The sequence below is a fragment of the Pseudomonas sp. G166 genome, from assembly GCF_037027455.2.
GTDB lineage: Bacteria > Pseudomonadota > Gammaproteobacteria > Pseudomonadales > Pseudomonadaceae > Aquipseudomonas.
This window is the reverse complement of sequence record NZ_CP146985.1, coordinates 5,648,939-5,672,061: the sequence shown is the minus strand read 5'-3', so window position 1 is coordinate 5,672,061 and position 23,123 is coordinate 5,648,939. Positions and strand designations below refer to the sequence as shown.

At 60.9% G+C, this 23,123-nt stretch carries 20 protein-coding genes and 4 tRNA genes; 17 read left to right on the top strand and 7 right to left on the bottom strand.

Going from position 1 to position 23,123, the window contains the following annotated elements; translation table 11 throughout:
• Positions 1-8 precede the first annotated feature (8 nt).
• The gene (gene ispH / locus SGN16_RS25110; RefSeq protein ID WP_335945969.1) at positions 9-956 is read left to right on the top strand and encodes a 4-hydroxy-3-methylbut-2-enyl diphosphate reductase; all 948 of its coding nucleotides are present in this window, start codon (positions 9-11) and stop codon (positions 954-956) included.
• On the opposite strand, the gene SGN16_RS25105 is transcribed toward ispH, so the two are convergent.
• Positions 933-1,448: a GspH/FimT family pseudopilin gene (locus tag SGN16_RS25105; RefSeq protein WP_335945980.1), complete on the bottom strand. Its 516-nt coding sequence runs from the start codon at positions 1,446-1,448 to the stop codon at positions 933-935. The genes ispH and SGN16_RS25105 overlap by 24 nt on opposite strands.
• 128 nt (positions 1,449-1,576) lie before the next feature.
• Between SGN16_RS25105 and SGN16_RS25100 the strand changes: the two genes are divergently transcribed.
• The 8 genes from SGN16_RS25100 to SGN16_RS25065 all read left to right on the top strand — a co-directional run bounded on the left by SGN16_RS25100 (position 1,577) and on the right by SGN16_RS25065 (position 10,033).
• A complete protein-coding gene (locus SGN16_RS25100) occupies positions 1,577-2,059 on the top strand; it encodes a GspH/FimT family pseudopilin (RefSeq protein WP_335945968.1) in 483 nt (160 codons plus the stop codon).
• The gene (pilV, locus tag SGN16_RS25095; RefSeq protein ID WP_210641022.1) at positions 2,056-2,517 is read left to right on the top strand and encodes a type IV pilus modification protein PilV; all 462 of its coding nucleotides are present in this window, start codon (positions 2,056-2,058) and stop codon (positions 2,515-2,517) included. Before SGN16_RS25100 ends, pilV begins: the two co-directional genes overlap by 4 nt.
• A complete protein-coding gene (locus SGN16_RS25090) occupies positions 2,514-3,227 on the top strand; it encodes a prepilin-type N-terminal cleavage/methylation domain-containing protein (RefSeq protein ID WP_210641020.1) in 714 nt (237 codons plus the stop codon). Before pilV ends, SGN16_RS25090 begins: the two co-directional genes overlap by 4 nt.
• Before the next feature lie 11 nt (positions 3,228-3,238).
• On the top strand, positions 3,239-3,718 hold the full coding sequence (locus tag SGN16_RS25085; RefSeq protein ID WP_335945967.1) for a PilX N-terminal domain-containing pilus assembly protein: 480 nt from the start codon (positions 3,239-3,241) through the stop codon (positions 3,716-3,718).
• Complete coding sequence (locus SGN16_RS25080) at positions 3,705-6,818, top strand: PilC/PilY family type IV pilus protein (RefSeq protein ID WP_335945966.1); 3,114 nt, start codon at positions 3,705-3,707, stop codon at positions 6,816-6,818. Before SGN16_RS25085 ends, SGN16_RS25080 begins: the two co-directional genes overlap by 14 nt.
• 10 nt (positions 6,819-6,828) lie before the next feature.
• A complete protein-coding gene (locus SGN16_RS25075; protein WP_210641014.1) occupies positions 6,829-7,230 on the top strand; it encodes a type IV pilin protein in 402 nt (133 codons plus the stop codon).
• Between the two features lie 55 nt (positions 7,231-7,285).
• Positions 7,286-8,386 (top strand): glycine oxidase ThiO, encoded by a 1,101-nt coding sequence (gene thiO / locus SGN16_RS25070; protein WP_335945965.1) that lies wholly within the window; start codon positions 7,286-7,288, stop codon positions 8,384-8,386.
• A gap of 1,281 nt (positions 8,387-9,667) precedes the next feature.
• Positions 9,668-10,033, top strand: coding sequence for a DUF6124 family protein (locus SGN16_RS25065; RefSeq protein WP_210641011.1), 366 nt, complete (start codon positions 9,668-9,670; stop codon positions 10,031-10,033).
• Positions 10,034-10,118: 85 nt separating this feature from the next.
• Here SGN16_RS25065 and SGN16_RS25060 read toward each other — a convergent pair whose 3' ends face one another.
• The 4 genes from SGN16_RS25060 to SGN16_RS25045 all read right to left on the bottom strand — a co-directional run bounded on the left by SGN16_RS25060 (position 10,119) and on the right by SGN16_RS25045 (position 14,416).
• A complete protein-coding gene (locus tag SGN16_RS25060; protein ID WP_335945964.1) occupies positions 10,119-11,465 on the bottom strand; it encodes a sigma-54 dependent transcriptional regulator in 1,347 nt (448 codons plus the stop codon).
• Entirely contained in the window at positions 11,462-13,051 is a 1,590-nt protein-coding gene (locus SGN16_RS25055) for an ATP-binding protein (RefSeq protein ID WP_335945963.1), read from the bottom strand. The genes SGN16_RS25060 and SGN16_RS25055 overlap by 4 nt, the downstream gene beginning before the upstream one ends.
• Positions 13,041-13,274, bottom strand: a complete 234-nt coding sequence (locus tag SGN16_RS25050) for a PP0621 family protein (RefSeq protein WP_135847227.1) — start codon at positions 13,272-13,274, stop codon at positions 13,041-13,043. The genes SGN16_RS25055 and SGN16_RS25050 overlap by 11 nt, the downstream gene beginning before the upstream one ends.
• A gap of 125 nt (positions 13,275-13,399) precedes the next feature.
• Entirely contained in the window at positions 13,400-14,416 is a 1,017-nt protein-coding gene (locus SGN16_RS25045; protein ID WP_210641005.1) for an outer membrane protein assembly factor BamD, read from the bottom strand.
• A 151-nt stretch (positions 14,417-14,567) separates the two neighbouring features.
• Between SGN16_RS25045 and rluD the strand changes: the two genes are divergently transcribed.
• The 8 genes from rluD to SGN16_RS25005 all read left to right on the top strand — a co-directional run bounded on the left by rluD (position 14,568) and on the right by SGN16_RS25005 (position 21,430).
• Positions 14,568-15,530, top strand: a complete 963-nt coding sequence (gene rluD, locus SGN16_RS25040) for a 23S rRNA pseudouridine(1911/1915/1917) synthase RluD (protein ID WP_003205696.1) — start codon at positions 14,568-14,570, stop codon at positions 15,528-15,530.
• Positions 15,527-16,252 carry a peptidoglycan editing factor PgeF gene (gene pgeF / locus SGN16_RS25035; RefSeq protein WP_335945962.1) on the top strand — a complete coding sequence of 242 codons (726 nt, stop codon included), beginning with the start codon at positions 15,527-15,529 and terminating at the stop codon, positions 16,250-16,252. The genes rluD and pgeF overlap by 4 nt, the downstream gene beginning before the upstream one ends.
• 130 nt (positions 16,253-16,382) lie before the next feature.
• Positions 16,383-18,947: an ATP-dependent chaperone ClpB gene (clpB, locus tag SGN16_RS25030; RefSeq protein ID WP_210641001.1), complete on the top strand. Its 2,565-nt coding sequence runs from the start codon at positions 16,383-16,385 to the stop codon at positions 18,945-18,947.
• 300 nt (positions 18,948-19,247) lie between these two features.
• A tRNA-Asn gene (locus SGN16_RS25025) sits at positions 19,248-19,323 on the top strand.
• Between the two features lie 7 nt (positions 19,324-19,330).
• Positions 19,331-19,407: transfer RNA gene (locus SGN16_RS25020), tRNA-Pro, on the top strand.
• A gap of 5 nt (positions 19,408-19,412) precedes the next feature.
• Positions 19,413-19,488 (top strand) — tRNA-Lys (locus SGN16_RS25015).
• A 93-nt stretch (positions 19,489-19,581) separates the two neighbouring features.
• A tRNA-Pro gene (locus tag SGN16_RS25010) sits at positions 19,582-19,658 on the top strand.
• A 146-nt stretch (positions 19,659-19,804) separates the two neighbouring features.
• Complete coding sequence (locus tag SGN16_RS25005) at positions 19,805-21,430, top strand: methyl-accepting chemotaxis protein (protein WP_210641000.1); 1,626 nt, start codon at positions 19,805-19,807, stop codon at positions 21,428-21,430.
• Positions 21,431-21,589: 159 nt separating this feature from the next.
• On the opposite strand, the gene SGN16_RS25000 is transcribed toward SGN16_RS25005, so the two are convergent.
• Together SGN16_RS25000 and SGN16_RS24995 are read right to left on the bottom strand one after the other, a co-directional pair.
• Positions 21,590-22,888 (bottom strand): NAD(P)/FAD-dependent oxidoreductase, encoded by a 1,299-nt coding sequence (locus SGN16_RS25000; protein ID WP_210640998.1) that lies wholly within the window; start codon positions 22,886-22,888, stop codon positions 21,590-21,592.
• A 60-nt stretch (positions 22,889-22,948) separates the two neighbouring features.
• A complete protein-coding gene (locus SGN16_RS24995) occupies positions 22,949-23,122 on the bottom strand; it encodes a DUF3094 family protein (RefSeq protein ID WP_076386361.1) in 174 nt (57 codons plus the stop codon).
• Between the last annotated feature and the right edge of the window lies 1 nt (position 23,123).

The following is a 23,123-nucleotide window of genomic DNA, read 5'->3' as shown; positions in this document are numbered from 1 at the left end:
GGCACAGCATGCAAATCAAACTCGCCAACCCCCGTGGCTTCTGCGCCGGTGTGGACCGGGCGATCGAAATCGTCAACCGCGCCCTGGAAGTCTTCGGGCCGCCGATCTATGTGCGCCACGAAGTGGTCCACAACAAATTCGTCGTCGAAGACCTGCGTAGCCGCGGAGCGATCTTTGTCGAGGAGCTGGACCAGGTCCCGGACGACGTCATCGTGATTTTCAGCGCCCACGGGGTTTCCCAAGCGGTGCGCACCGAAGCCGCCGGCCGTGGCCTGAAGGTGTTCGACGCCACTTGCCCACTGGTGACCAAGGTGCATATCGAGGTCGCGCGCTACAGCCGTGACGGTCGCGAATGCATCCTGATCGGCCACGAGGGGCATCCGGAAGTCGAAGGCACCATGGGCCAGTACGACGCCAAGAATGGCGGGGCGATCTACCTGGTCGAGGACGAGGCTGACGTCGCGGCCTTGCAGGTCCGTAACCCCGAGAGCCTGGCTTTTGTCACCCAGACCACCCTGTCCATGGACGACACGAGTCGGGTGATCGACGCACTGCGTGCTCGCTTCCCGGCCATCGGCGGGCCCCGCAAGGACGACATCTGCTACGCCACCCAGAACCGTCAGGACGCGGTCAAGCAACTGGCCAACGAATGCGATGTGGTCCTGGTGGTCGGCAGCCCGAACAGCTCCAACTCCAATCGCTTGCGTGAGCTGGCCGAGCGCATGGACACGCCGGCTTATCTGATTGACGGCGCCGAGGACATGCAGCGTAGCTGGTTCGACAGCGTCGAGCGTATCGGCATCACCGCCGGTGCCTCCGCGCCGGAAGTGCTGGTGCGTGGCGTGATCCAGCAATTGCAGGCCTGGGGCGCAACCGGTGCCGATGAATTGGCCGGTCGCGAGGAGAACATCACTTTCTCGATGCCCAAAGAGCTACGCGTCCGTTCCCTGCTTTAAGTCCTTTTCGCATGCGGCCTGCTCGGCTTTTTCGCTGCGTAGGCTGATGCGTCCGGTGCGCGCCAGCACCACCTGATGGTGACTGAGTGGCTCGCGTTTGGCGCACACGTGTAGCGTGCCGGCCTGGAAGGCGCCGCTGGGCAGTAGTGCCTCCCCCAGGCTGCTGAACCGCACCGACCGCTTCACCGGCCAGTTGCCAATCACCCGGGCGCGACTGCTGCGTTCCATCAGCAATGTCTTCTCTTTGTCGTCCAGCGTGATTCGCCAGCCCCGGCCCCAATCGTTGTCTATTCCTCTGATCACGACGGTTCGGTTGCGCGCGATGGCTTCGCTGCGAGCGCTGCGCAAGCCGCTGGCCAATAGCAGCGCGGCGTCTTTGCGTTCAGTGGATTCGACCAGCGCTTTGTAGCCGGAGCCGGCCCACGACAGAACAATTGCCGTAATCGCCAGTCCCATGAGCAGCTCGATCAGGCTGAAGCCCTGTTGGTGCATGACATCTCCTCCCTGAAGCGTGTTAAGCGGCGCGATCCGTGCGCCGTATTCCAAAACAACCGTACACGCGGCGGTGGTTTGTTCTAGCGTGTACAAGCAGGTATAGCCGACGGCAACGGAGGGCACCGATGGATCTTCGTACAAAAGGTTTCACGCTGATTGAGGTGGTGGTGGCCCTCGGCGTGATGCTGATCCTGATCACCCTGGCGGTGCCGGCGTTTACCGGATCGATGCAGAGCACCAAGGCCGATACCGAGATCAGCGATCTGCGCCGGGCGCTGAACTTTGCCCGAATGGAAGCGATCGACCGTGGTGTCACCATTCGGATTCGCCCCACGACCCAGGGCGGTGCCTGGAGCGGTGAATTGATGGTGTATGACAACACTGGCAATCCGACCACCCCGACCAATGTATTGCGGGTTGTTCCAGCGATGGGCAGCGGCGTCACTCTGACGCTAACCTCAGAGGTGACCAACATAGATTTCAACAGCCTTGGCGGGTTGTCGGCCCCGGCTACGCCAGTGAGCTTCAATTATGTAAGGGGGGCGCAGAGTCGGACGCTGAGTGTTTGCCTCAATGGAAGAATCGTTTTGGGTGGAAGTTGCGGATGAAGGATTGCAGTAACAAGGCACAGGGGGGCATGACGCTGATCGAAGTGCTGGTGGCGGTGCTGATCCTCGGCGTGGGTTTGCTGGGGGCGGCGATGATTCAGCTCAATGCCCTCAAGTACACCGACAGTTCGCGCATGACCAGCCAGGCCAGTTTCATCGCCTATGACATTCTGGACCGCATCCGCGCCAACTCCGGTGCCGACTACACCGTCACGCCGCCCAGTTCGCCGAACCTCAACGTTGCTCGCGACCAGGACCTCTACGATTTCAAGACCAACATCATTGCCTTCGGCGGCGCCACGGCCACCGGCACCATACGGCTGAACCAGCGGGTCTACACCATCACCATTTCCTGGGACGACGACCGCGCCGCCAACACGTCCGACGCGGCCGAGGCGCGACGCAGCTTCGTGCTGACCAGTCGTGTCGCTGTCGACCCGGTGGGGACACCGCCTTGAACAAGTATTGCCGGGGATTCGGCCTGATTGAATTGATGATCGCGCTGGTGCTCAGCCTGATCGTCGTGCTGGGCGTGGTGCAGATTTTCATTGCGGCCAAGAACACCTACATCAGCCAGGGGGCGGCGGCGGTGATGCAGGAGGACGCCCGGTTCGCCTTGAGCAAAATGGTCCAGGAACTGCGCATGGTGGGCATGTTCGGTTGCCTGGGGACCATTACCGATGCTTCCTCGGCGGGGGACTTCAATGCCAGCCAGATCACGCCGATCCGCTGGGACAACACCAACCTGAAACTGACCTTGGTGACAACGGATGTCGGCGGTGGTGGTGGCGTACCGACCTGGACCGTCGTCTCCGATTGCCGCACCTCGGCAACCGCCTACACCGGAGTACGGGTACCTGCGGCCGGGCAGACGGCGTTTCCGATACGACGGCTGATCTACAGCTTCAGCAATAACCAGTTGCTGATGGGCACTGGTGCCGGTAACCCGACCCTGGCGGTGCTGGTGGACAACGTCCGAACCTTCAACGTGACTTTCGGCGTAGCCAGCAGCGCGACGGACATCGCGGCGTCGAGCTACAGCAGCAATCCAACTGACCCGGCACTGATTCGCAGCGTGCGCCTGACCCTGACGCTCTTTGATCCGAAGAACGCCGTGCGCGAGCAGACCTTCAACGTGGTTGCCGCTTTGCGCAACCGGCTTTTGTGAGGGGGCGACCGATGAATCCGAACGCCATTGCACACCGCCAGCGCGGCATGGCCTTGCTAGTCAGCCTGGTTTTCCTGCTGCTCCTGACCCTGATTGGCCTGTCGTCGATGCAGAGCGCCACGCTCCAGGAAAAGATGACCAGCAGCGTCATGCTGCGTAACCAGTCTTTTCAGATCGCCGAAGCGGCGTTGAGGGTGGGTGAGAGTGCGGTGCAGGTCGAGGCTTACTCCTTGCCAGTCTGCAATAGCACGGCTCAATGCGCGCCGCCGCCTGAATCAGCGACCGTTACGACGGCAGGACGCTATTCATCCTCGGGGGTGACCTGGGTTGCCGCCGCTGGTGGGTTTTATGGCGTGCAGAACATCGGCACCACGATGGCGGCGGTCAATGTGCCGAGCAATACCTCGGCGACGCTGTACAGGATCACGGCGGTGGCTGTGGTGGGGAATAACCAGCGCAGCGTGGTGGAGAGCATTTATGCGAAGTACTAAGGTACGCCGCAATTGGACGCAGGCGCTGTGGGGCGCGCTGCTGAGCCTTTACCTGGCGGCCCCGGCGTATGCGTTCACGCCCTCGGATTCGCCGCTGTTGAGTGCGGCTGCGGTTACGCCGAACGTGATGCTGCTGATCGATGATTCGGGGAGTATGAATAACATCATCTGGGCGGCGGGGTTTGATCCGGCTGTGACGCAAGTGCGCACTTATGCCTGCAGCGCCAGTAACAACTGTAACGACAGGTATGAGCTGGACCTGGAAGATTCGAACATCCTGTTGGTGGGCCTGTTGCGTGGCGGCTGCTCGTCTGGCTGGTACGGTTTCTATCGACCCAGCATTGGGCGGGTCTGCCTTCGGTTGCCAGATCCTGTGGGAGGCGGCAATACCCGTTACACCGGTAAATACCTGGCGTATCTGGTGACCCTGGCCAACGGCTCGAGCCGGGATTTCACCACCGGCACGATTCCCAACGATTATCGAATCAACGTGGCGCGGGATGTGTCCAACGACCTGGTTACCAGCAATCGTGCCTTGCGTATCGGCCTCGCCACGTTCAACCCGCCCAACAGCAGCAATTCCGGGCCAGGAGGCTACATCGCTCGGGCCATCAGCGACCTTTCGCCGGTCAGCGGCAGCGTGACCCAGACCCAGGCCAACACCAACTACAGCGCCCTGATCAACGCCATCAACGCCCTGGGTGCCGTCGCGAACACACCGCTTGCCGAGAGTTATTACGAAGTCACCCGCTATTTCAGGGGCATGGCGCCGTACTACAACAGCACACCGAGCACCTACACCAGCCCGATCCAGTACCGTTGCCAGAAAAATTTCGGCGTGGTGATCACCGACGGGCTGCCCACCTATGACCGGACGTTCCCCACCAACGACCCGCAGGGTACCCCAACGGGCGGCGCCCGGCTGCCCAACTGGGATGGCATCAGCACCAACGATGGCGACAACCCCAGTGGTGACAGCGAGGGCGACACGCTGTATCTGGACGACATTGCCAAGTTCGCCTTCGACATCGACATGCGCTCCACTGGCACCGACGCCACCGGCCAGAGTTGGAACGCGACGGATTTTCCCCGGCAGTACCTCAATACCTACACTGTGGGTTTTACCGCCACCAATCAGATGCTGTCCGACGCCGCCCGCTACGGGGCAGGCAAGTATTACCAGGCGACCGACAGCGAGGGTTTGAACGATGCCCTGTCATCAGCCCTGAGCGACATCACCTCCAAGGCCGGGTCCGGAGGTGCTGGCACCACCAACGCCGCCACGGTGTCCAGCACCTCCAGTTATTATCAGACCACCTATGACCCCAAGGACTGGCGCGGCACCATCCGGGCGTTCGGTTTCACCGCGGCAGGCACGGTCGACAGAGCCGCGGTGCAATGGACCACCGACACCGCCATCGTGCCCGGTGCCACGGCGCCGATTTATCAGTCGTGGAATACTGCGACCAATGTGCCTGTCACCCTGGCCTACGCTAACTTCTCGCCGGCCCAGCAAACCAGCCTCAGCCAGAACCTGCCCACGGGGATCACCGGCAACGACCTGGTGGAGTGGAGCAAGGGCGTCAATAAGACCGGCTTGAAGGTTCGCAGTGTATTGCTGGGGGACATTATCAACTCACCGCTGGTGCTGGCTTCGCCCAATGAGCAGACCGCTGCGGATTTGCTCAACGACACCAGCTACAGCTCGTACCTGACGACCAAGGCGACGAACATGAATACCAGCCTGGTGGTGAACGCCAACGACGGTTTTTTCAGCGTCATCAACAGTGCCAACGGTACCCGGCGTTACGCCTATATGCCGTCGAGCGTGTTGTCATTGTTGCAGGACATTGCCGACACCAACTACGTCAACGGTGTAAGCCACAAGTTTCTGGTGGATGGGCAGGTCGGCGTATTCGATACGCAATCGGGGAGTGCCTGGAAGACAGTGGCGCTGGGCGGTACCGGTGCCGGGGGCAAGACGTTCTATGCGGTCCAGTTGTTCGATGCGACGGCGGGTAATGTATTGCGAGCGTTGTGGGAGATCAGTGCACCGACCGTGGCCAACACCGCCAACGCCTTCAATGACCTGGGCTACGCCTACGCCCGCCCCGAAGTCGCCCGCCTGGCGGACGGGCGCTGGGCTGCGTTCATCTCCAATGGCTACGGCAGCAACAGCGGTGTCGCGGCGTTGTACGTGGTGGATATCCGCGATGGCTCGCTGATCAGGAAAATCGTGATCAACGGCAGCGAAACCGATAATGGCCTGTCGTCGGTCAAGTTGCGGGTCAACTCCCAGAACGTGGTGCAGGCGGCTTACGGTGGCGACTTGAAAGGGCGGATGTGGAAGTTCGACCTCAGTGGTACTTCCCCGACCACATGGGGCGTGGCGTTTTCCGGCCAGCCATTGTTCACTGCGCCCGGTGGCGCGACTCAGCCGATCACCGTTCAACCGCTGCTGGCCGACAACCCGCAGGGCGGTACCCAGGTGTTTTTCGGCACCGGCAAGTTCAACGAAACGGCGGATAAACTCAACAAGGACCTGCAAGGGTTCTACTCGATATGGGACGCCACCGGCGGTGCCGGGCAAATCACCGTGTCGAACCTGCAGGCCCAGTCGATCACGGGGGTGTTCTCAGGCAGTACGGGGCAGTTCGTGACCACCAGCCAGAACGACGTGGCTTATCCTTCGAAAAAGGGCTGGTACCTGCCCTTGGTGTACAACAACGTGCTGACCGGAGAGCGGGTGATCAACCCGGCCAATCTGGTGAGCGGGCGCGTGGTCTTTACCACGGCCGCCGTCGACACCACCGACCCTTGCGCCAGCTTCGGTACCGGCAAACTGATCGAGTTGGATGCGTTCAACGGTAAGATGCTCAATTATGCGGTGCTCGATACCAACGGTGACGGCACGATCAACAGCTCCGATACGATTTCCAGCGGGGTGGTCTTCACGGGCGGTATCCCGACCTTGAGCGCCGTGGTTAGCGCCAGCGGGGCCACCAACATGATCGTCAATGACTCCAGCGGCAACATCACCGAGCTGCTGGAAAAATCCGTGGGCGGCAGCCGTCGCATCATGTGGCGACAAATACAGTGAGAGGTAAGGCATGCGCAGATCCAACCGGGGTTTCACCTTGATCGAAATCATGATCGTGATTGCGATCATCGGTATCGTGATCACCGTCGGCTATCCGAGCCTGACCGAATACATGAAGAAGGGGCGGCGTACTGAAATCGCTGGGTTGCTGTCGCAGCAGGCGCAGATTCTCGAGCGTTATTACTCGAAGAATAACGTCTACACCAACGCGACCGGCCTGAGCGGCGGCAACGATTTCTATACCATTACCCAGACACTGGCGGACCAGAGCTTCACGCTGACCGCCGTGCGCAAGAGCGGTTCGTCCATGGCCACGGACAAGTGCGGTGATTTCACCATCAACAATACTGGCGTACGGGGCATGATCAACGCCGCCGCCGGGCTGACCGCCAAGGATTGCTGGGGTCGCTGAGTTTCTTTGTTCGGGCGCACCCTTGCGCCCTTTGTCTTATGAGTCGAATCAGAACATGACCAGGCAACAGCAAGTGGTGATTGTCGGCGGCGGAGTCATTGGCCTGCTGACTGCGTTCAATCTGGCGTCCGAAGGGCAGCGTGTGGTGCTGCTGGACCGTTCCAGTGTCGGCCAGGAATCGTCCTGGGCTGGCGGCGGTATCGTGTCTCCTCTGTATCCGTGGCGCTATAGCCCGGCGGTCACAGCGTTGGCCCATTGGTCGCAGGATTTTTATCCACAACTGGGCGAGCGTTTGTTCGCGGCGACAGGGGTCGATCCGCAAGTGCATGTCACCGGGTTGTATTGGCTGGATCTGGACGACCAGGAAGAAGCGCTGGCCTGGGCCGAGCGGGAAGGGCGTCCGCTGCGGGCTGTGGAAATCTCGGCTGTCCACGATGCGGTGCCGGTGCTGGGCGCGGATTTTTCCCGGGCGATCTACATGGCTGACGTGGCCAATGTGCGTAATCCCCGACTGGTCAAATCTCTCAAGGCAGCGTTGCAGGCGCTACCCAATGTCACACTTCATGAGCAATGCGAAGTCAGTGGGTTCATCCGTGATGGCGGGCGAGTGGTGGGTGTGCACAGTTCGGCCGGTGAAATTCGTGGCGATGAGGTGGTACTGGCCGCCGGTGCCTGGAGCGGCGAGTTGCTCAAGACATTGGGCTTGAAGTTGCCGGTCGAACCGGTCAAGGGCCAGATGATTTTGTACAAGTGCGCGTCGGATTTTCTGTCGAGCATGGTTTTGGCCAAAGGGCGTTATGCGATTCCGCGTCGTGATGGGCACATTCTGGTTGGCAGTACGCTGGAGCGTGAGGGGTTCGACAAGACTCCGACCGATGCTGCGCTGGAGAGCCTGAAGGCTTCGGCGGTGGCACTCATTCCGGAGCTGGCCGATGCTGAGGTGGTCGGGCACTGGGCTGGGCTGCGGCCTGGATCGCCTGAAGGCATTCCTTATATCGGCGAGGTGCCGGGGTTTGCGGGGTTGTGGTTGAACTGTGGGCATTATCGCAATGGGTTGGTGTTGGCGCCGGCGTCGTGTCGGTTGTTTACGGATTTGATGTTGGGGCTTGAGCCGGTGATTGATCCTGCGCCTTATGCGCCGGCGGGGCGCTTGTAGGGCTCGGCTTTGGCTCGGGAGTTTTGGTGACGAGGCGGCCTTAAAGCCGACCTGTCTCTCCCGGTCGTACTCCGATCAAACTGTGGGAGCGAGCTTGCTCGCGATGGCGGCCTTACAGCCGGCCGGGATTTGTTGACCGAGTACATATCCATTCCTGCGGTAACGGCCACTTATGGTTTCGCTTTTACAGCGACTCACTTTCGAAGAGCGCGAAAGTAAGCAAAGCGCTTCTGCCCCACCACTCGGTGCCTCGCCTAGGCTCGGCATGCCCGAACGAAGGCATTGCTCCGTGGGCCGCCGCGAAGGGCCATCCATGGCCCAGCGCGGCTACCTCGGCATCCATGCCGAGGTGCCCACTGCGCAATACCTTCGTTCGGCCATCGTGGTTAACGGGGCGCCGAGATCAACGTCCACCGCGAGGCGGCCTAGTAGCCGACCTGGTTCTCCTGGTCGTACACCCGTCAAATCTGTGGGAGCAAAGCTTGCTCGCGAAGACGGCGGTACATCCAAGGCTGATGCAAGCTGGTCCACCGCCATCGCGAGCAAGTTTTACTCCCACAGGGATTTGCAGTGGCCGAAAATCTGTAGATTGTCACCGACCCAGTGTGGGAGCGAGCTTGCTCGCGAAGGCGGCGTTATAGCCGACCTGTTTCTCCAGCTGTGCCCCCGAACCAATTGTGGGGCTGTTCGCGAAGGTGACAGTACAGTCGATGAATATGTTGAATGCTCCAGCCTCTTCGCGAGCAGGCTGGCTCCCACAGGAGAAACGCGGTCTCACCAAGAGTCAGGTCGGCTATAAGGCCGCCTCGCGGTGGACGTAGATTTTGGCGCCCCGTTAACCACGCTGGCCGAACGCAGGCATTGCGCAGTGGGCATCCCGGCATGGATGCCGGGATAGCCGCGCTGGGCCATGGATGGCCCTTCGCGGCGGGCCCACGGAGCAATGCCGGAGTGAGGGCATGCCGAGCCTAGGCGAGGCACCGAGTGGTGGGGCATAAAGCGTTTTGCTTACTTTTGCGCTTTTCAAAAGTGAGCCGCTGTAAGGGCGGAACCGCCAGCAGCCGTTATCGAAGAAACGGATATACACACCGCCCTTACAGCTGACCAGGCTTTGTGGGAATGGTCGGACAAGATTCCTGATTCAAACCGAATTTTCCGACGAGTTCCGGCGGTTGCCGGGTGGGAAGGGCTCTGGCTAACCTTCTCCTGTCGCTGCCAATTCAGCGACCGGGCGTCGCGGCCCGAAAACTTGGTAATCCATTCCCCCTTTGGAGTACCGCAATGTGTGACAAACCTTCATCACCTTCAGAAACCAATAACGCTTCTTATGACACCGGCCTTAACTCGAAAGAACTCGATGAAGCCGCCAAACGCGCCCTCGACTATTACCTCGGCCCAAAGCCTGAAGCCAAAAAGAAACCCGCCTCAAACCAGCTATTCACTGTCGTGGACAGCATCGACACCGAATGCCTCCTCACCAACCTCAGCGAAACCCTGGCCTCCGCCAACGCAACGGTCAGCGACCTGGCCTTCGAGCTCGAAGGCTCGCGGCGACATGTTGCCTTGGGGGTACAGCAGTTGATTGAGCTGAGCGAGTTGTTGGCCAATCGAGTACTGGATAAACAGGTGCCGGTGGCGCAAGGCTAGAAGAGTTGCCAAGGCAAACACAGAACCTGTGGCAAGGGAGCTAGCCCCCTCGTCACAGGGGTTAGCGTGGCTTCAACGCCGTGGCTCAATCCAACCCCAACTTCTTCAACCGATACCGCATCGACCGAAACGACAACTTCAACCGCTGCGCCGCCGCCGTGCGGTTCCAGCGAGTTTCCTCCAGGGCCTGGAGGATGAGCTTGCGTTCGACGTCTTCCAGGTAATCCTCCAGGTTGTCGACCTGCATCAAATCGGGATTGCCCGCCTCGCTAGCACTACTGCCCTCGGCCAGGCGCAGGTCGACGGCTTCGATCTGTTGCTGTTCGCAAAGGGTGTAGGCACGTTCGAGCATGTTTTCCAGTTCGCGCACGTTGCCCGGGAAGCGGTAATTCCTGAGGGCGTCCAACGCTTGGGGATGCAACCTGGCCGGTGGGCTGCCGGTGTTGGCTGCCAGGCGCTGGAGCATGTGGTTGGCCAGCGGCTCGATATCTTCACGGCGCTCACGCAACGGCGGGACCCGCAGTTCGATGACGTTCAGCCGATAGTACAGGTCCTGGCGAAAGCGCCCGGCGGCCACTTCGCCGTCCAGGTCCTTGTGGGTGGCGCAGAGGATGCGTACATCCACCACTTCTTCCTGCTGGCCGCCCACGGCGCGTACGGCCTTTTCCTGGATCGCTCGCAACAGTTTGACTTGCATCGCCAGGGGCAGATCGGCCACTTCATCGAGGAACAGCGTTCCGCCGTGGGCGGCCTGGAACAGCCCGGGTTTGTCTTCGATGGCGCCGCTGAAGCTGCCTTTTCGATGGCCGAAAAACTCGCTTTCCATCAGCTCGCTGGGAATTGCCCCGCAGTTGACTGGCACAAACCCCTGGCTGGAGCGGGGGCCTTGTTCGTGGATCAGCCGGGCGACCAGTTCCTTGCCGCAGCCTGACTCGCCGCTGATGTACACCGGTGCCTGGCTGCGGGCGAGCTTTTCGATCTGTTTGCGCACGCTGCGCATCGGTGGAGAGTCGCCCAGCAGGCAGCGCTCGATGGTGGCGACCGGCGTGGCGACCGGCGGTAGGCGCAAGGCGCTGGTGACCAGTTCTCGCAGCCGGCCCAGGTCGACCGGTTTGGTCAGGAAGTCGAAGGCCCCGGCCTTGAGGGCGTCGATGGCGGTTTCCAGGCTGCCATAGGCGGTGATCATCGCCACGGGGAGTTGGGGGTAACGTTGCTGGATATGTTGCACCAGTTCCAGGCCGGTGCCATCGGGCAGGCGCATGTCGGTCAGGCACAGGTCGAAGGCTTCGTCCGTCAGCAGGGCTTGGGCCTCGGCAAGGTTCTTGGCGCTGCGGGTGTCGAGTTTCATCCGGCCCAGGGTAATGTCCAGGAGTTCGCGGATGTCCGGTTCGTCATCGACGATCAGGATTCGTTGCCGTGAGCGAATATTCAAATCTGTTTCCGTCCGTGAGCAAAAGTGATGCGAAAGCAGCCGCCGCCTTGGCGTGGTTTGAAGTCTAGGCGGGCCTGGTTGCTTTCGCACAGCTCACGGGACAGATAGAGCCCAAGGCCGGTTCCCTGGCTGCTGGTGGTAAAGAAGGGTTCGAACAGATGCGCCTGTTGCTCTGGCGTCACACCAGGACCGTTATCGATGATGTCCAGGGTGGACAGCTGGCTGTGGGGATCGATAAACAGTTTCAGCCAGGCCTCGGCCTGTTCATGGGCCATTGCACTGTGGCGCCAGGCGTTGCGCAGCAGGTTGTCGAGCACTTGGGTGAGTTGGTCGGGGTCCATCAGCGTGGTGTAGTCGCCTGGGTCGATGCTCAAGTGCAACTGCTGGTGCTCGGCAGCGTTTTCGCGGGCCTGACGGACAAACTGCTCGAGCCAGGCCCGTAGGTCCAGGCGTTGCGGCGTGGTCTGCTGGCGGCGGGACAGTTGCAAGACGTTTTCAATGACGCGATTCATTCGTTGGGAGTGATCTTGAATAATCTGCGTCAGACGTCGATCCGCGTCGTTCAGTTCCTCGGATTCGCGCAGCAATTGCGCTGCATGGCTGATCGCCCCCAAGGGGTTGCGGATTTCATGGGCGATGCCCGCGGTGAGGCGCCCGAGGGAGGCGAGTTTCAGTTGCTGGGCCTGCTGGGCAACCTGGGCCAGGTCTTCAAGGAATACCAGGATCTGCTGCTGATCGTGATGCCCCAGGGCGATGAAGCTCGGTTGCAGGGTCAGGCCTGTGCCAGCCACGGTCAGGCTGGGTGGGCGCAGGCTGGGGTTGTTCAACCACAATTGCAGGCGTTCGACCAGGGCGGTGCAATAGTCATCGATCCGCTGGCCGACCAGGTCATGCATGTCTAGCAGGTTCAAAGCGCTTTCGTTGGCCAATTGCACGCGCCGCTCGCGGTCGAGGACCAGGATGCCGGTGCGCATGCGTTGCAGGATCAGTGCATTGAGCGCTTCGAGGCCGATCACTTCGCTGGCCCGTTGCTCGGCCAGGGTTTCACTGGCTTCCAGTCGCCGGGTCAGGCCTTGTACCAGCAGGGCGGCGGCAAAACACAGTGCTCCCAGGGTGCCAGCTTGCAGATAGCTGCTGGGACGGTTTGAGTCGCTCAGGCCGAGGAAGAACGTCGACCCGACGATACCGATCGTGGCGACAGCGGCGATCAACAGGCCGACCCGGCCTCGCAATAGCGTATTGCCGATGGCTACCGAGACGATGAGCAGGTTGCCGATGGCACTGGGCACACCGCCTGCGGCGAAGAACAGCCACGAAAGCAGTAGTACGTCGGTGAGTGCCAGGCCGAACAGTCGGGCAGGGCGGCGAGTGTTCTCAAGGAACACCACCAGCAGGATGTTCAGCACCAGGTACAACCAGCTACCGCTGCGCAGCAGGTCGTCGTTGGCGAACTCCAGCAGGCGATTGTCCAGTTTGCTGGAGATCAACAGCACCAGGGTGATGCCGATGCTCAGGCGATACAGGTGATAGAGGCGCAGCAGGCGCTGCGCCTGTTTGACGCGGGGGCTCGAGGCCTCAGCGATCACGACTGCCCGGGCCTTGCTCGAGATGAGCCTGGCTGCAGTACCACTGTTGTTCGAGAGCCAGGGCCCGGTCACGTGGCAGGTGTACGCCGCAATGGGCGCAACGGACCATGGGCGGTGCGTCTTGTTCCTGGGTAGGACGTGAGGTGCGACCGTTGTTTTTCATCCCGCGAAAGATCCATATGGCGGAGGCAACGACGGCGAACAGAATCAATAGACGAAGCATGATGGGCGGCTTTTTGGCGAGTGATCAGGCAGTTTAGCCAAGGACTGGAACGGCGCACAGCGCAATAAAAGCCAGGCACAAAAAAGGGAGACCGCTGGGTCTCCCTTTTTGCTGATGGCTTGGCCTCAGTCGAACAGGCCGAAGGTCAGGTGGCTGAACCAGGAGCGGTCGCCGGACTCTTTCTCAGGCTCTTCTTCTTCGATCACGTCGCCATTTTCGTCCTTGGGCTTGAGCTCGTTCGGAATGGCTTCCTTGGCATCCTGGAACTGACGCTGCACGTCCTGGTTGGCGCGGGTTTCGCCCGGCGGCAGGGGTGGGCGGGATTCGATCAGGCCCAGGGTCGCCTTGCTCAACCACGAACGGTTGTCGGCTTCGTCGACCCGTGGGGTGAACTGGCCATCAACCAGGGAAGGGTGATCAGGGTAGTTCAGCTTGAGGGTTTCCAGGCTGGTGGCCGCCAGCTCGTCCAGGTGCAGGCGCTGGTACGCTTCGGTCATCACGGCCAGGCCGTCGCCCACCGATGGGGTTTCCTGGAAGTTTTCCACCACGTAGCGACCACGGTTGGCGGCGGCGACGTAGGCCTGACGAGTCAGGTAGTAGTCGGCCACGTGGATTTCGTAGGAAGCCAGCAGGTTGCGCAGGTAGATCATGCGCTGCTTGGCGTCCGGCGAGTAGCGGCTGTTGGGGAAGCGGCTGGTCAGCTGGGCGAACTCATTGTAGGAGTCGCGCGCGGCGCCTGGGTCACGCTTGGTCATGTCCAGCGGCAGGAAACGCGCCAGCAGGCCAACGTCCTGGTCGAAGGAGGTCAAGCCCTTGAGGTAATAGGCGTAATCGACGTTCGGGTGCTGCGGGTGCAGGCGAATGAAACGCTCGGCGGCGGATTTTGCAGCTTCCGGCTCGGCGTTCTTGTAGTTGGCGTAGATCAGCTCCAGTTGGGCCTGATCGGCGTAGCGACCGAACGGATACCGCGACTCCAGGGCCTTGAGCTTGGCCGTGGCGCTGGTATAGCTGTTGTTGTCCAGGTCGTTCTGCGCCTGTTGGTACAGCTCGACTTCGCTCAGGTTTTCGTCTACGACTTCCTTCGACGAGCAAGCAGCAGTCAATGCGAGGATGGCGATCAGCAGCAGGTGTTTCACTTGCATGGCGGCTTGCGTCCCTATGACGGCCGCTGTCTTGGGCGGGGCCGTCCTGTTATGATGAGCGCCCCGTTGAAAAGCCTCGGGGCAAAAGACGCCGTATTTAACCACAAGCGCGCAGCCGAAACCAAAGGCTGTGCCGACGCCCAGTCCGAGCATGTCCGATAAAATAGAACTTCGCGCAGAGGTGCCGTCCGAATTGGGCGGCCAACGCCTCGATCAAGTCGCCGCACAACTCTTCGCCGAGCACTCTCGCTCGCGCCTTTCCGCCTGGATCAAGGACGGCCGCCTGACTGTGGATGGGGCGGTGATCCGCCCGCGCGACATCGTCCACGGCGGCGCCATTCTCGAGCTGACTGCCGAACAGGAGGCCCAGGGAGAATGGGTCGCCCAGGACATTGCCCTGGACATCGTCTACGAAGACGATGACATCCTGGTGATCAACAAGCCAGCGGGCCTGGTGGTGCACCCGGCCGCCGGTCATGCCGACGGCACCCTGCTCAACGCCTTGTTGCACCACGTCCCGGACATCATCAACGTGCCGCGTGCCGGCATCGTCCACCGCCTGGACAAGGACACCACCGGTCTGATGGTGGTGGCCAAGACCATCCAGGCGCAGACACAACTGGTCACTCAGTTGCAAAGCCGCAGCGTCAGCCGTATCTATGAGTGCATCGTGATCGGCGTGGTCACCGCCGGTGGCAAGATCAACGCCCCCATCGGTCGACACGGCCAGCAGCGCCAGCGCATGGCGGTGATGGAGGGTGGCAAGCAGGCGGTCAGCCATTACCGCGTGCTCGAACGCTTCCGCTCCCACACTCACGTGCGGGTCAAGCTGGAAACCGGCCGTACCCACCAGATCCGTGTGCACATGGCCCACATCAACTTCCCGTTGGTGGGTGACCCGGCCTACGGCGGTCGCTTCCGCATTCCGCCGGCTGCCAGCCAGACCATGGTCGAATCGCTGAAGAATTTCCCGCGCCAGGCGCTGCACGCGCGTTTCCTGGAGCTGGACCATCCGACCACCGGTAAGCGCATGAGCTGGGAGTCGCCGTTGCCGGATGACTTTGTCTGGCTGCTGACGCTGCTCAAGCAGGACCGCGAGGCGTTCATCGGATGAGTGACTGGCTGATACCCGACTGGCCCGCGCCGGCCTGGGTAAAGGCCTGTGTTACCACCCGTGCGGGCGGCGTCAGCCTGGCGCCGTTCGACAGCCTGAACCTGGGCGATCATGTAGGTGACGCCCCTGAGGCCGTCGCCGAAAACCGTCGCCGCCTCACCGATCGATTCGCCATGCGTCCGGCCTGGTTGCAGCAGGTCCATGGGGTTGCCGTGGTCGAAGCCGACCCGACCCAGGTGGCCACCGCCGATGCCAGTTGGACCACCACGCCGGGTATCGCCTGCACAGCGATGACGGCGGACTGCCTGCCCGTGCTGTTCTGCAACCGTGCCGGCACCCGCGTCGCGGCGGCCCATGCCGGTTGGCGGGGGCTGGCCAACGGCGTGCTGGAGGCCACTCTCGACAACCTTGAAGTGCCTGTGGGTGAAGTCCTTGCCTGGCTCGGTCCGGCCATTGGTCCGCAAGCCTTCGAGGTCGGGCCTGAGGTGCGCGAAGCTTTCATTGCGCAACTGCCTCAGGCGGCACAAGCCTTTGTACCGAGCCACAACGTTGGCAAGTTCCTGGCTGACATCTATGCGCTGGCCCGTCTGCGGCTGGCGGCACGCGGTGTCACGGCCGTGTACGGTGGCGGTCTTTGTACCGTGACGGATCCGCGCTTCTTTTCCTACCGCCGCAATCCGCGCACCGGTCGCTTCGCCTCCCTGATCTGGATTGATCGCTAGACTTCTCTGATCTGTATCAAGGGCGCCCGGCTTGAATCTTCCAGAATCGACCACATCTATAACGGTATCTGGCAGGTTTCTTCATTCAGGATGTGTCCAAGGTCCGGCCTGCTCATTAGGAAGGTGACCCATGCGTATTGATCGTTTAACCAGCAAATTACAGTTGGCCCTGTCCGATGCCCAGTCATTGGCTGTCGGTCTGGACCATCCCGGTATTGAACCGGCGCATTTGATGCAGGCCATGCTCGAGCAGCAGGGCGGCTCCATCAAGCCACTGCTGATGCAGGTGGGCTTCGACGTGAGCAGCCTGCGTAAAGAGTTGGCCAAAGAACTCGACCAACTGCCCAAGATCCAGAATCCGACCGGGGACGTGAACATGTCCCAGGATCTGGCGCGGCTGCTCAACCAGGCCGACCGTCTGGCCCAGCAGAAGGGGGATCAGTTCATTTCCAGCGAGCTGGTGCTGCTCGCCGCCATGGACGAGAACAGTAAGCTCGGCAAATTGCTGCTTGGCCAAGGCGTGAGCAAGAAAGCCCTGGAAAACGCCATCAACAACCTGCGTGGCGGCGAAGCGGTAAACGACGCCAATCACGAGGAATCCCGCCAGGCGCTGGACAAATACACCGTCGATCTGACCAAGCGTGCCGAAGAGGGCAAGCTCGACCCGGTGATTGGCCGCGATGACGAGATTCGCCGCACGATCCAAGTGCTGCAACGCCGTACCAAGAACAACCCGGTGCTGATCGGTGAGCCTGGCGTGGGTAAAACCGCCATCGCCGAAGGCCTGGCCCAACGCATCATCAACGGCGAAGTGCCGGACGGCCTCAAGGGTAAGCGCCTGCTGTCCCTGGACATGGGGTCGTTGATCGCTGGCGCCAAGTACCGTGGCGAGTTCGAAGAGCGGCTCAAGGCCCTGCTCAATGAATTGTCCAAGCAGGAAGGGCAGATCATCCTGTTCATCGACGAATTGCACACCATGGTCGGTGCGGGCAAGGGCGAAGGCTCGATGGACGCCGGTAACATGCTCAAGCCCGCGCTGGCCCGTGGCGAGTTGCACTGCGTCGGCGCGACCACGCTCAATGAGTACCGCCAATATATAGAGAAGGACGCGGCGCTGGAGCGGCGCTTCCAGAAAGTGCTGGTGGAAGAACCGAGCGAAGAAGACACCATCGCGATCCTGCGCGGCCTTAAAGAACGCTACGAAGTTCACCACAAGGTGGCGATCACCGATGGCGCGATCATCGCGGCGGCCAAGCTCAGCCATCGCTACATCACCGACCGCCAGTTGCCGGACAAGGCCATCGACCTGATCGACGAAGCGGCCAGTCGCATCCGCATGGAGATCGACTCCAAGCCGGAGGTACTCGATCGGTTGGAGCGGCGCCTGATTCAACTCAAGGTCGAGTCCCAGGCCCTGAAGAAAGAAAGCGACGAAGCGGCGAAGAAACGCCTGGAAAGGTTGCAGGAAGAGATCGTTCGCCATGAGCGCGAGTATTCCGACCTCGAGGAAATCTGGAACTCGGAGAAAGCCGAAGTCCAGGGTTCGGCGCAGATCCAGCAAAAGATCGAACAGTCCCGCCAGGAACTGGAAGCGGCCCGCCGCAAAGGCGACCTCAACCGCATGGCCGAGCTGCAGTACGGGGTGATCCCGGACCTGGAGCGCAGCCTGCAAATGGTCGACCAGCACGGCAAGAGCGAAAACCAGTTGCTGCGCAGCAAGGTCACCGAGGAAGAAATTGCCGAAGTGGTCTCCAAGTGGACCGGCATTCCGGTGTCGAAAATGCTCGAAGGCGAGCGTGACAAGCTGCTGAAAATGGAAAGCCTGCTGCACCAGCGTGTGATTGGCCAGGAAGAAGCGGTGGTGGCGGTGTCCAACGCCGTGCGCCGCTCGCGTGCCGGGCTGTCGGATCCTAACCGGCCGAGTGGTTCGTTCATGTTCCTTGGCCCGACCGGTGTCGGTAAAACCGAGCTGTGCAAGGCCTTGGCCGAGTTTCTCTTCGACACCGAAGAGGCCATGGTGCGTATCGACATGTCCGAGTTCATGGAGAAGCATTCCGTGGCACGGTTGATCGGTGCACCACCGGGTTATGTCGGTTATGAAGAAGGCGGCTACTTGACCGAGGCTGTGCGGCGCAAACCGTACTCGGTAATCCTGCTCGATGAGGTCGAGAAGGCCCACCCGGATGTGTTCAACATTCTGCTGCAGGTGTTGGAGGATGGTCGCCTGACCGACAGCCATGGGCGTACGGTGGACTTCCGCAACACGGTGATCGTGATGACCTCCAACCTGGGCTCGACGCAGATCCAGGAACTGGTCGGTGATCGCGAGGCGCAACGCGCTGCGGTGATGGACGCGATTTCCACCCACTTCCGGCCTGAGTTCATCAACCGGGTGGATGAAGTGGTGATCTTCGAGCCGCTGGCCCGTGATCAGATTGCCGGCATTACCGAGATCCAGCTGGGTCGTCTGCGCAGCCGCCTCACCGAGCGCGAGCTGAAGCTGCAGTTGAGCGACGAAGCCTTGGACAAGTTGATCGCAGTGGGTTACGACCCGGTCTATGGCGCACGGCCGCTGAAGCGGGCGATCCAGCGCTGGATCGAAAACCCGCTGGCGCAGTTGATTCTGTCCGGTCGCTTCATGCCAGGCGAAACCGTGACGGGCACTGTGGAGAACGACGAAATCGTCTTCAACTGAAAGCCCGCGTATCGGGTGATTGGAATGGCCTCGCACTGCGAGGCCATTTTTTTCATCAGGCCGTTGAACTCAAAGGAAAAGGCTTGTAAAGTGCGCCCCGCAGTACGTCACCCCCTAGGGTCACTTCTCTTTGGGAAGCAACCCGAAACAAGTTGCAAATCATTGTCTTGAAAGCAATTTAAGGGGTTGACAGAGGTTTTTAAGATTGTAGAATAGCGCGCCTCAGACACACGAACGCAGCGATGCGTAAGGGTAGAAGAGGTTGAAGCTAGCTTCAACGTTGTAACTTGAAATATCAGTTCCGTGATAGCTCAGTCGGTAGAGCAAATGACTGTTAATCATTGGGTCCCAGGTTCGAGTCCTGGTCACGGAGCCATTTCAATCGGGGTATAGCGCAGTCCGGTAGCGCGCCTGCTTTGGGAGCAGGATGTCAGGAGTTCGAATCCCCTTACCCCGACCATTTTTGGGTCGTTAGCTCAGTTGGTAGAGCAGTTGGCTTTTAACCAATTGGTCGTAGGTTCGAATCCCACACGACCCACCATTTTTGAAACCAGTTCGCTGGAATCGAATCTTAAGATCAGAGGCCAAAAGCGCTGATCGAGAAGGCGACTTGCGAAGGTCGCCTTTTTTTTACCGGGGTATAGCGCAGTCCGGTAGCGCGCCTGCTTTGGGAGCAGGATGTCAGGAGTTCGAATCCCCTTACCCCGACCATATTGAAAATCCTCGTATCGAAAGATACGGGGATTTTTTTTGCCTGCGAAAAAGCAAATGGTGTTAAGTCATCGTACAAGTTGCCGATAACCCGCCAACAGGGGCCTAGCCCCACCTCAGGCCAACAATAAAAAAGGCACCTCGTTATGTTTCTTCGTCAGCTGAATATCGCCCCGCGCGCGGCGCTGGGTTTTGCCTTGATCGCCGTGCTGGTGGCGTTGCTCGGGGTGTTTGCGCTGGGGCAGATGTCGAGTATCCGCGACAGCGAAGTGGCGGTGGAAACCCAGTGGCTGCCGAGCATTCGCGGTGGTGATGAGATCCGCGAGTGGATGTTGCGCATCCGCACGATTTCCTTGCGCATGGCCCTGGATCAGGATCCGAAGAACATCCCGGTATACCGTGGGCAAATGGACACTCGCGACAAGGAGCTGAGCGAAAAAATCGCCAGTTACGAAAAGCTGGTCGTCACGCCTGAAGGCAAGGCGCTTTATGACCAGTTCAAGCAGACCTTCGCCGCTTACCGTACGGGCATCGCCCAATCCTTCACCCTCGCAGAACAAGGGCGCCGGGACGAGCTGATCAAGCTGCTGCTGGTGGACATGAAGACCGTGGTGGATGGTTCCGGCAAACAGCTCAACGACTTGGCGGAGCTGTTCTCCAAGCAAGTCTCCATCGAGAGCCAGAAATCCCAGGAGCATTACGTCAATTCCCGGATGATCGTCAGCCTGTTCGTGGTGCTCGCCGCCCTGGCTACGGTTGCCCTGGCCATGCTGCTCACCCGTAGCATCGTCAAGCCCTTGGGCGAGGCGCTGGGTGCCGCAGAGAGCGTGGCCAAAGGTGACCTGACCCGTGCGATCGAGACCCATGGCAGCGATGAAGTGAGCCGCTTGCTCAAGGCGCTGGCGACCATGCAGCAGAACCTGCGTGAAACCTTGCAGGGCATTAGTGGCTCGGCTGCGCAGCTGGCGACCGCTGCCGATGAGTTGAACGCAGTCACCGTCGATAGCACCCATAGCTTGCAACAGCAAAACAACGAAATCGAACAGGCCGCCACTGCTGTCACTGAGATGACCACTGCCGTGGAGGAAGTTGCGCGCAATGCGGTTTCCACCTCCGATGCCACGCGTCAGTCCAGTGAGTCGGCGTCTATCGGGCAGCAGCGGGTCAGTGACACGGTCGATGCCATTGGCGCCCTGGCCAGCGATGTACAGGTGACTGGTGGTCTGGTGCAGTCCCTGGCCAACCAGTCGCAGGATATCGGCAAGGTATTGGATGTGATTCGGGCCATCGCCGAGCAGACCAACCTGCTGGCCCTCAACGCGGCCATCGAGGCGGCCCGGGCTGGGGAAAGCGGTCGCGGGTTTGCGGTGGTGGCCGATGAGGTGCGGGCGCTGGCATATCGCACGCAGCAATCGACCCAGGAAATCGAGCAGATGGTCCAGGGCATGCGCAGCGGCGCCACCCAGGCGCTGGACTCCATGCAGGCCAGCTCCAGTCGCGCCGCCAGCACCCTGGCGATGGCGGAGCGGGCAGGGGAGGCGCTACAGACCATCACGGCGTCGGTCAACGAGATTCACGAACGCAACCTGGTGATCGCCAGCGCCGCCGAAGAGCAGGCCCAGGTGGCCCGTGAGGTGGATCGCAACTTGGTGAACATTCGGGATTTGTCCGTGCGCTCGGCCACCGGTGCGAACCAGACCAGCGCGTCCAGCCATGAGTTGTCGCAACTGGCGAATTCGTTGCGCACGATGGTGCAGCGGTTTCAGGTGTGACTGAGGGTTAAGTACTGGCTATGCTGCCCTCATCGCGAGCAAGCTCGCTCCCACAGTTGATCGCGGTCATTCTGTGGGAGCGAGCTTGCTCGCGATAGCGGTGGATCATTCGGCATCAATGCCGCTGGTTCACCGCAATCACTGGCAGGCCCGGTTTCCTCAGTGCAACTTCAGCCGAGGCTCAGTCCCACGCCCGATCTTGCTGCCCAGCATCAGCATCGCCGTGCGGAACATGCCGTACAGCGCCATCTGGTGCATGCGGTACAGCGAGACGTAGAACATCCGCGCCAGCCAGCCTTCGAGCATCACGCTGCCGGTCAGGTTGCCCATCAGGTTGCCCACCGCCGAAAAACGCGACAGCGAGATCAGTGAGCCGTAGTCGGTGTATTTGTATTCGGGCAGGGCCTTGCCTTCGATTCGCAGCTTCACCGATTTGGCCAACAACGAGGCCTGCTGGTGCGCCGCTTGGGCACGCGGTGGAACATTACGCTCGCTGCCCGGTTGCGGGCAGGCGGCGCAGTCACCGAAGGCAAAGATGTTCTCGTCGCGGGTGGTTTGCAGGGTAGGCAACACTTGCAATTGGTTGATTCGGTTGGTTTCCAGCCCGTCGATGTCCTTGAGGAAGTCTGGTGCGCGAATCCCGGCGGCCCAGACTTTCAGGCTCGCGTCGATCACTTTGCCATCTGCCGTAATCAGGCTGTCGGCGGTCACCTGGCTGACGGCGGCGTTGGTCATGACATTGACCCCGAGTTTTTCCAAAGTCTTGTGCACCGGTCCGCCGATACGCTCCGGCAGTGCTGGCAAGACGCGTGGGCCCGCCTCGATCAAGGTGATGTGCATGTTTTCCGGCTTGATGCGGTCCAGGCCGTAGGCGTGCAGTTCATGGGCGGCATTATGCAGCTCGGCCGCCAGTTCGACCCCGGTCGCACCGGCGCCGACGATAGCGACGCTGATGCGCTCAACGACATCGGTCTGCCCGGCGTGGGCACGCAGATAGTGGTGAAGCAGCTGCTGATGGAAGCGCTCGGCTTGCTTGCGGGTGTCGAGGAACAGGCAATGCTGCGCCGCGCCTTCGGTGCCGAAGTCGTTGGTGGTGCTGCCGACGGCAATCACCAGGGTGTCGTAGCCCAGTTCCCGGGCCGGCAACAATTCGACGCCGGCCTCGTCATAGGTGGCGGCCAGTTGGATTCTCTTGCGCTCGCGATCCAGGCCACTCATGCGCCCCAGCTGGAACTCGAAGTGGTTCCATTTGGCCTGGGCGACATAGTTGAGTTCGTCTTCGGAAGAGTTCAGGGAGCCGGCGGCCACTTCGTGCAGCAGCGGTTTCCAGATGTGGGTCAGGTTCGCGTCGACCAGCATCACACTGGCCGTACCGCGCTTGCCCAGAGTCTTACCCAGACGGGTAGCCAACTCCAGACCGCCGGCGCCGCCGCCAACGATGACAATACGATGAGTCATGGGGATATCTCGCAAGGCTAAAGGAAATCGGTGCCGTTACCCGAGCGAGTGCAATGCAACTCATAGCGTCAGGTAACTGATCAATCGGCTCAACAGGCCCAGGCCAATCGTGATGGCCAGTACCACCACCAGGAGCATCCACGGCCGGAAGGGTCGGCGCTCGACTCGGTGCTGGGACAGTTGCAGGTACTCTTCGACATGCTTCTGGTCTTCTGGGTTCAGGCGGCTGGTCATA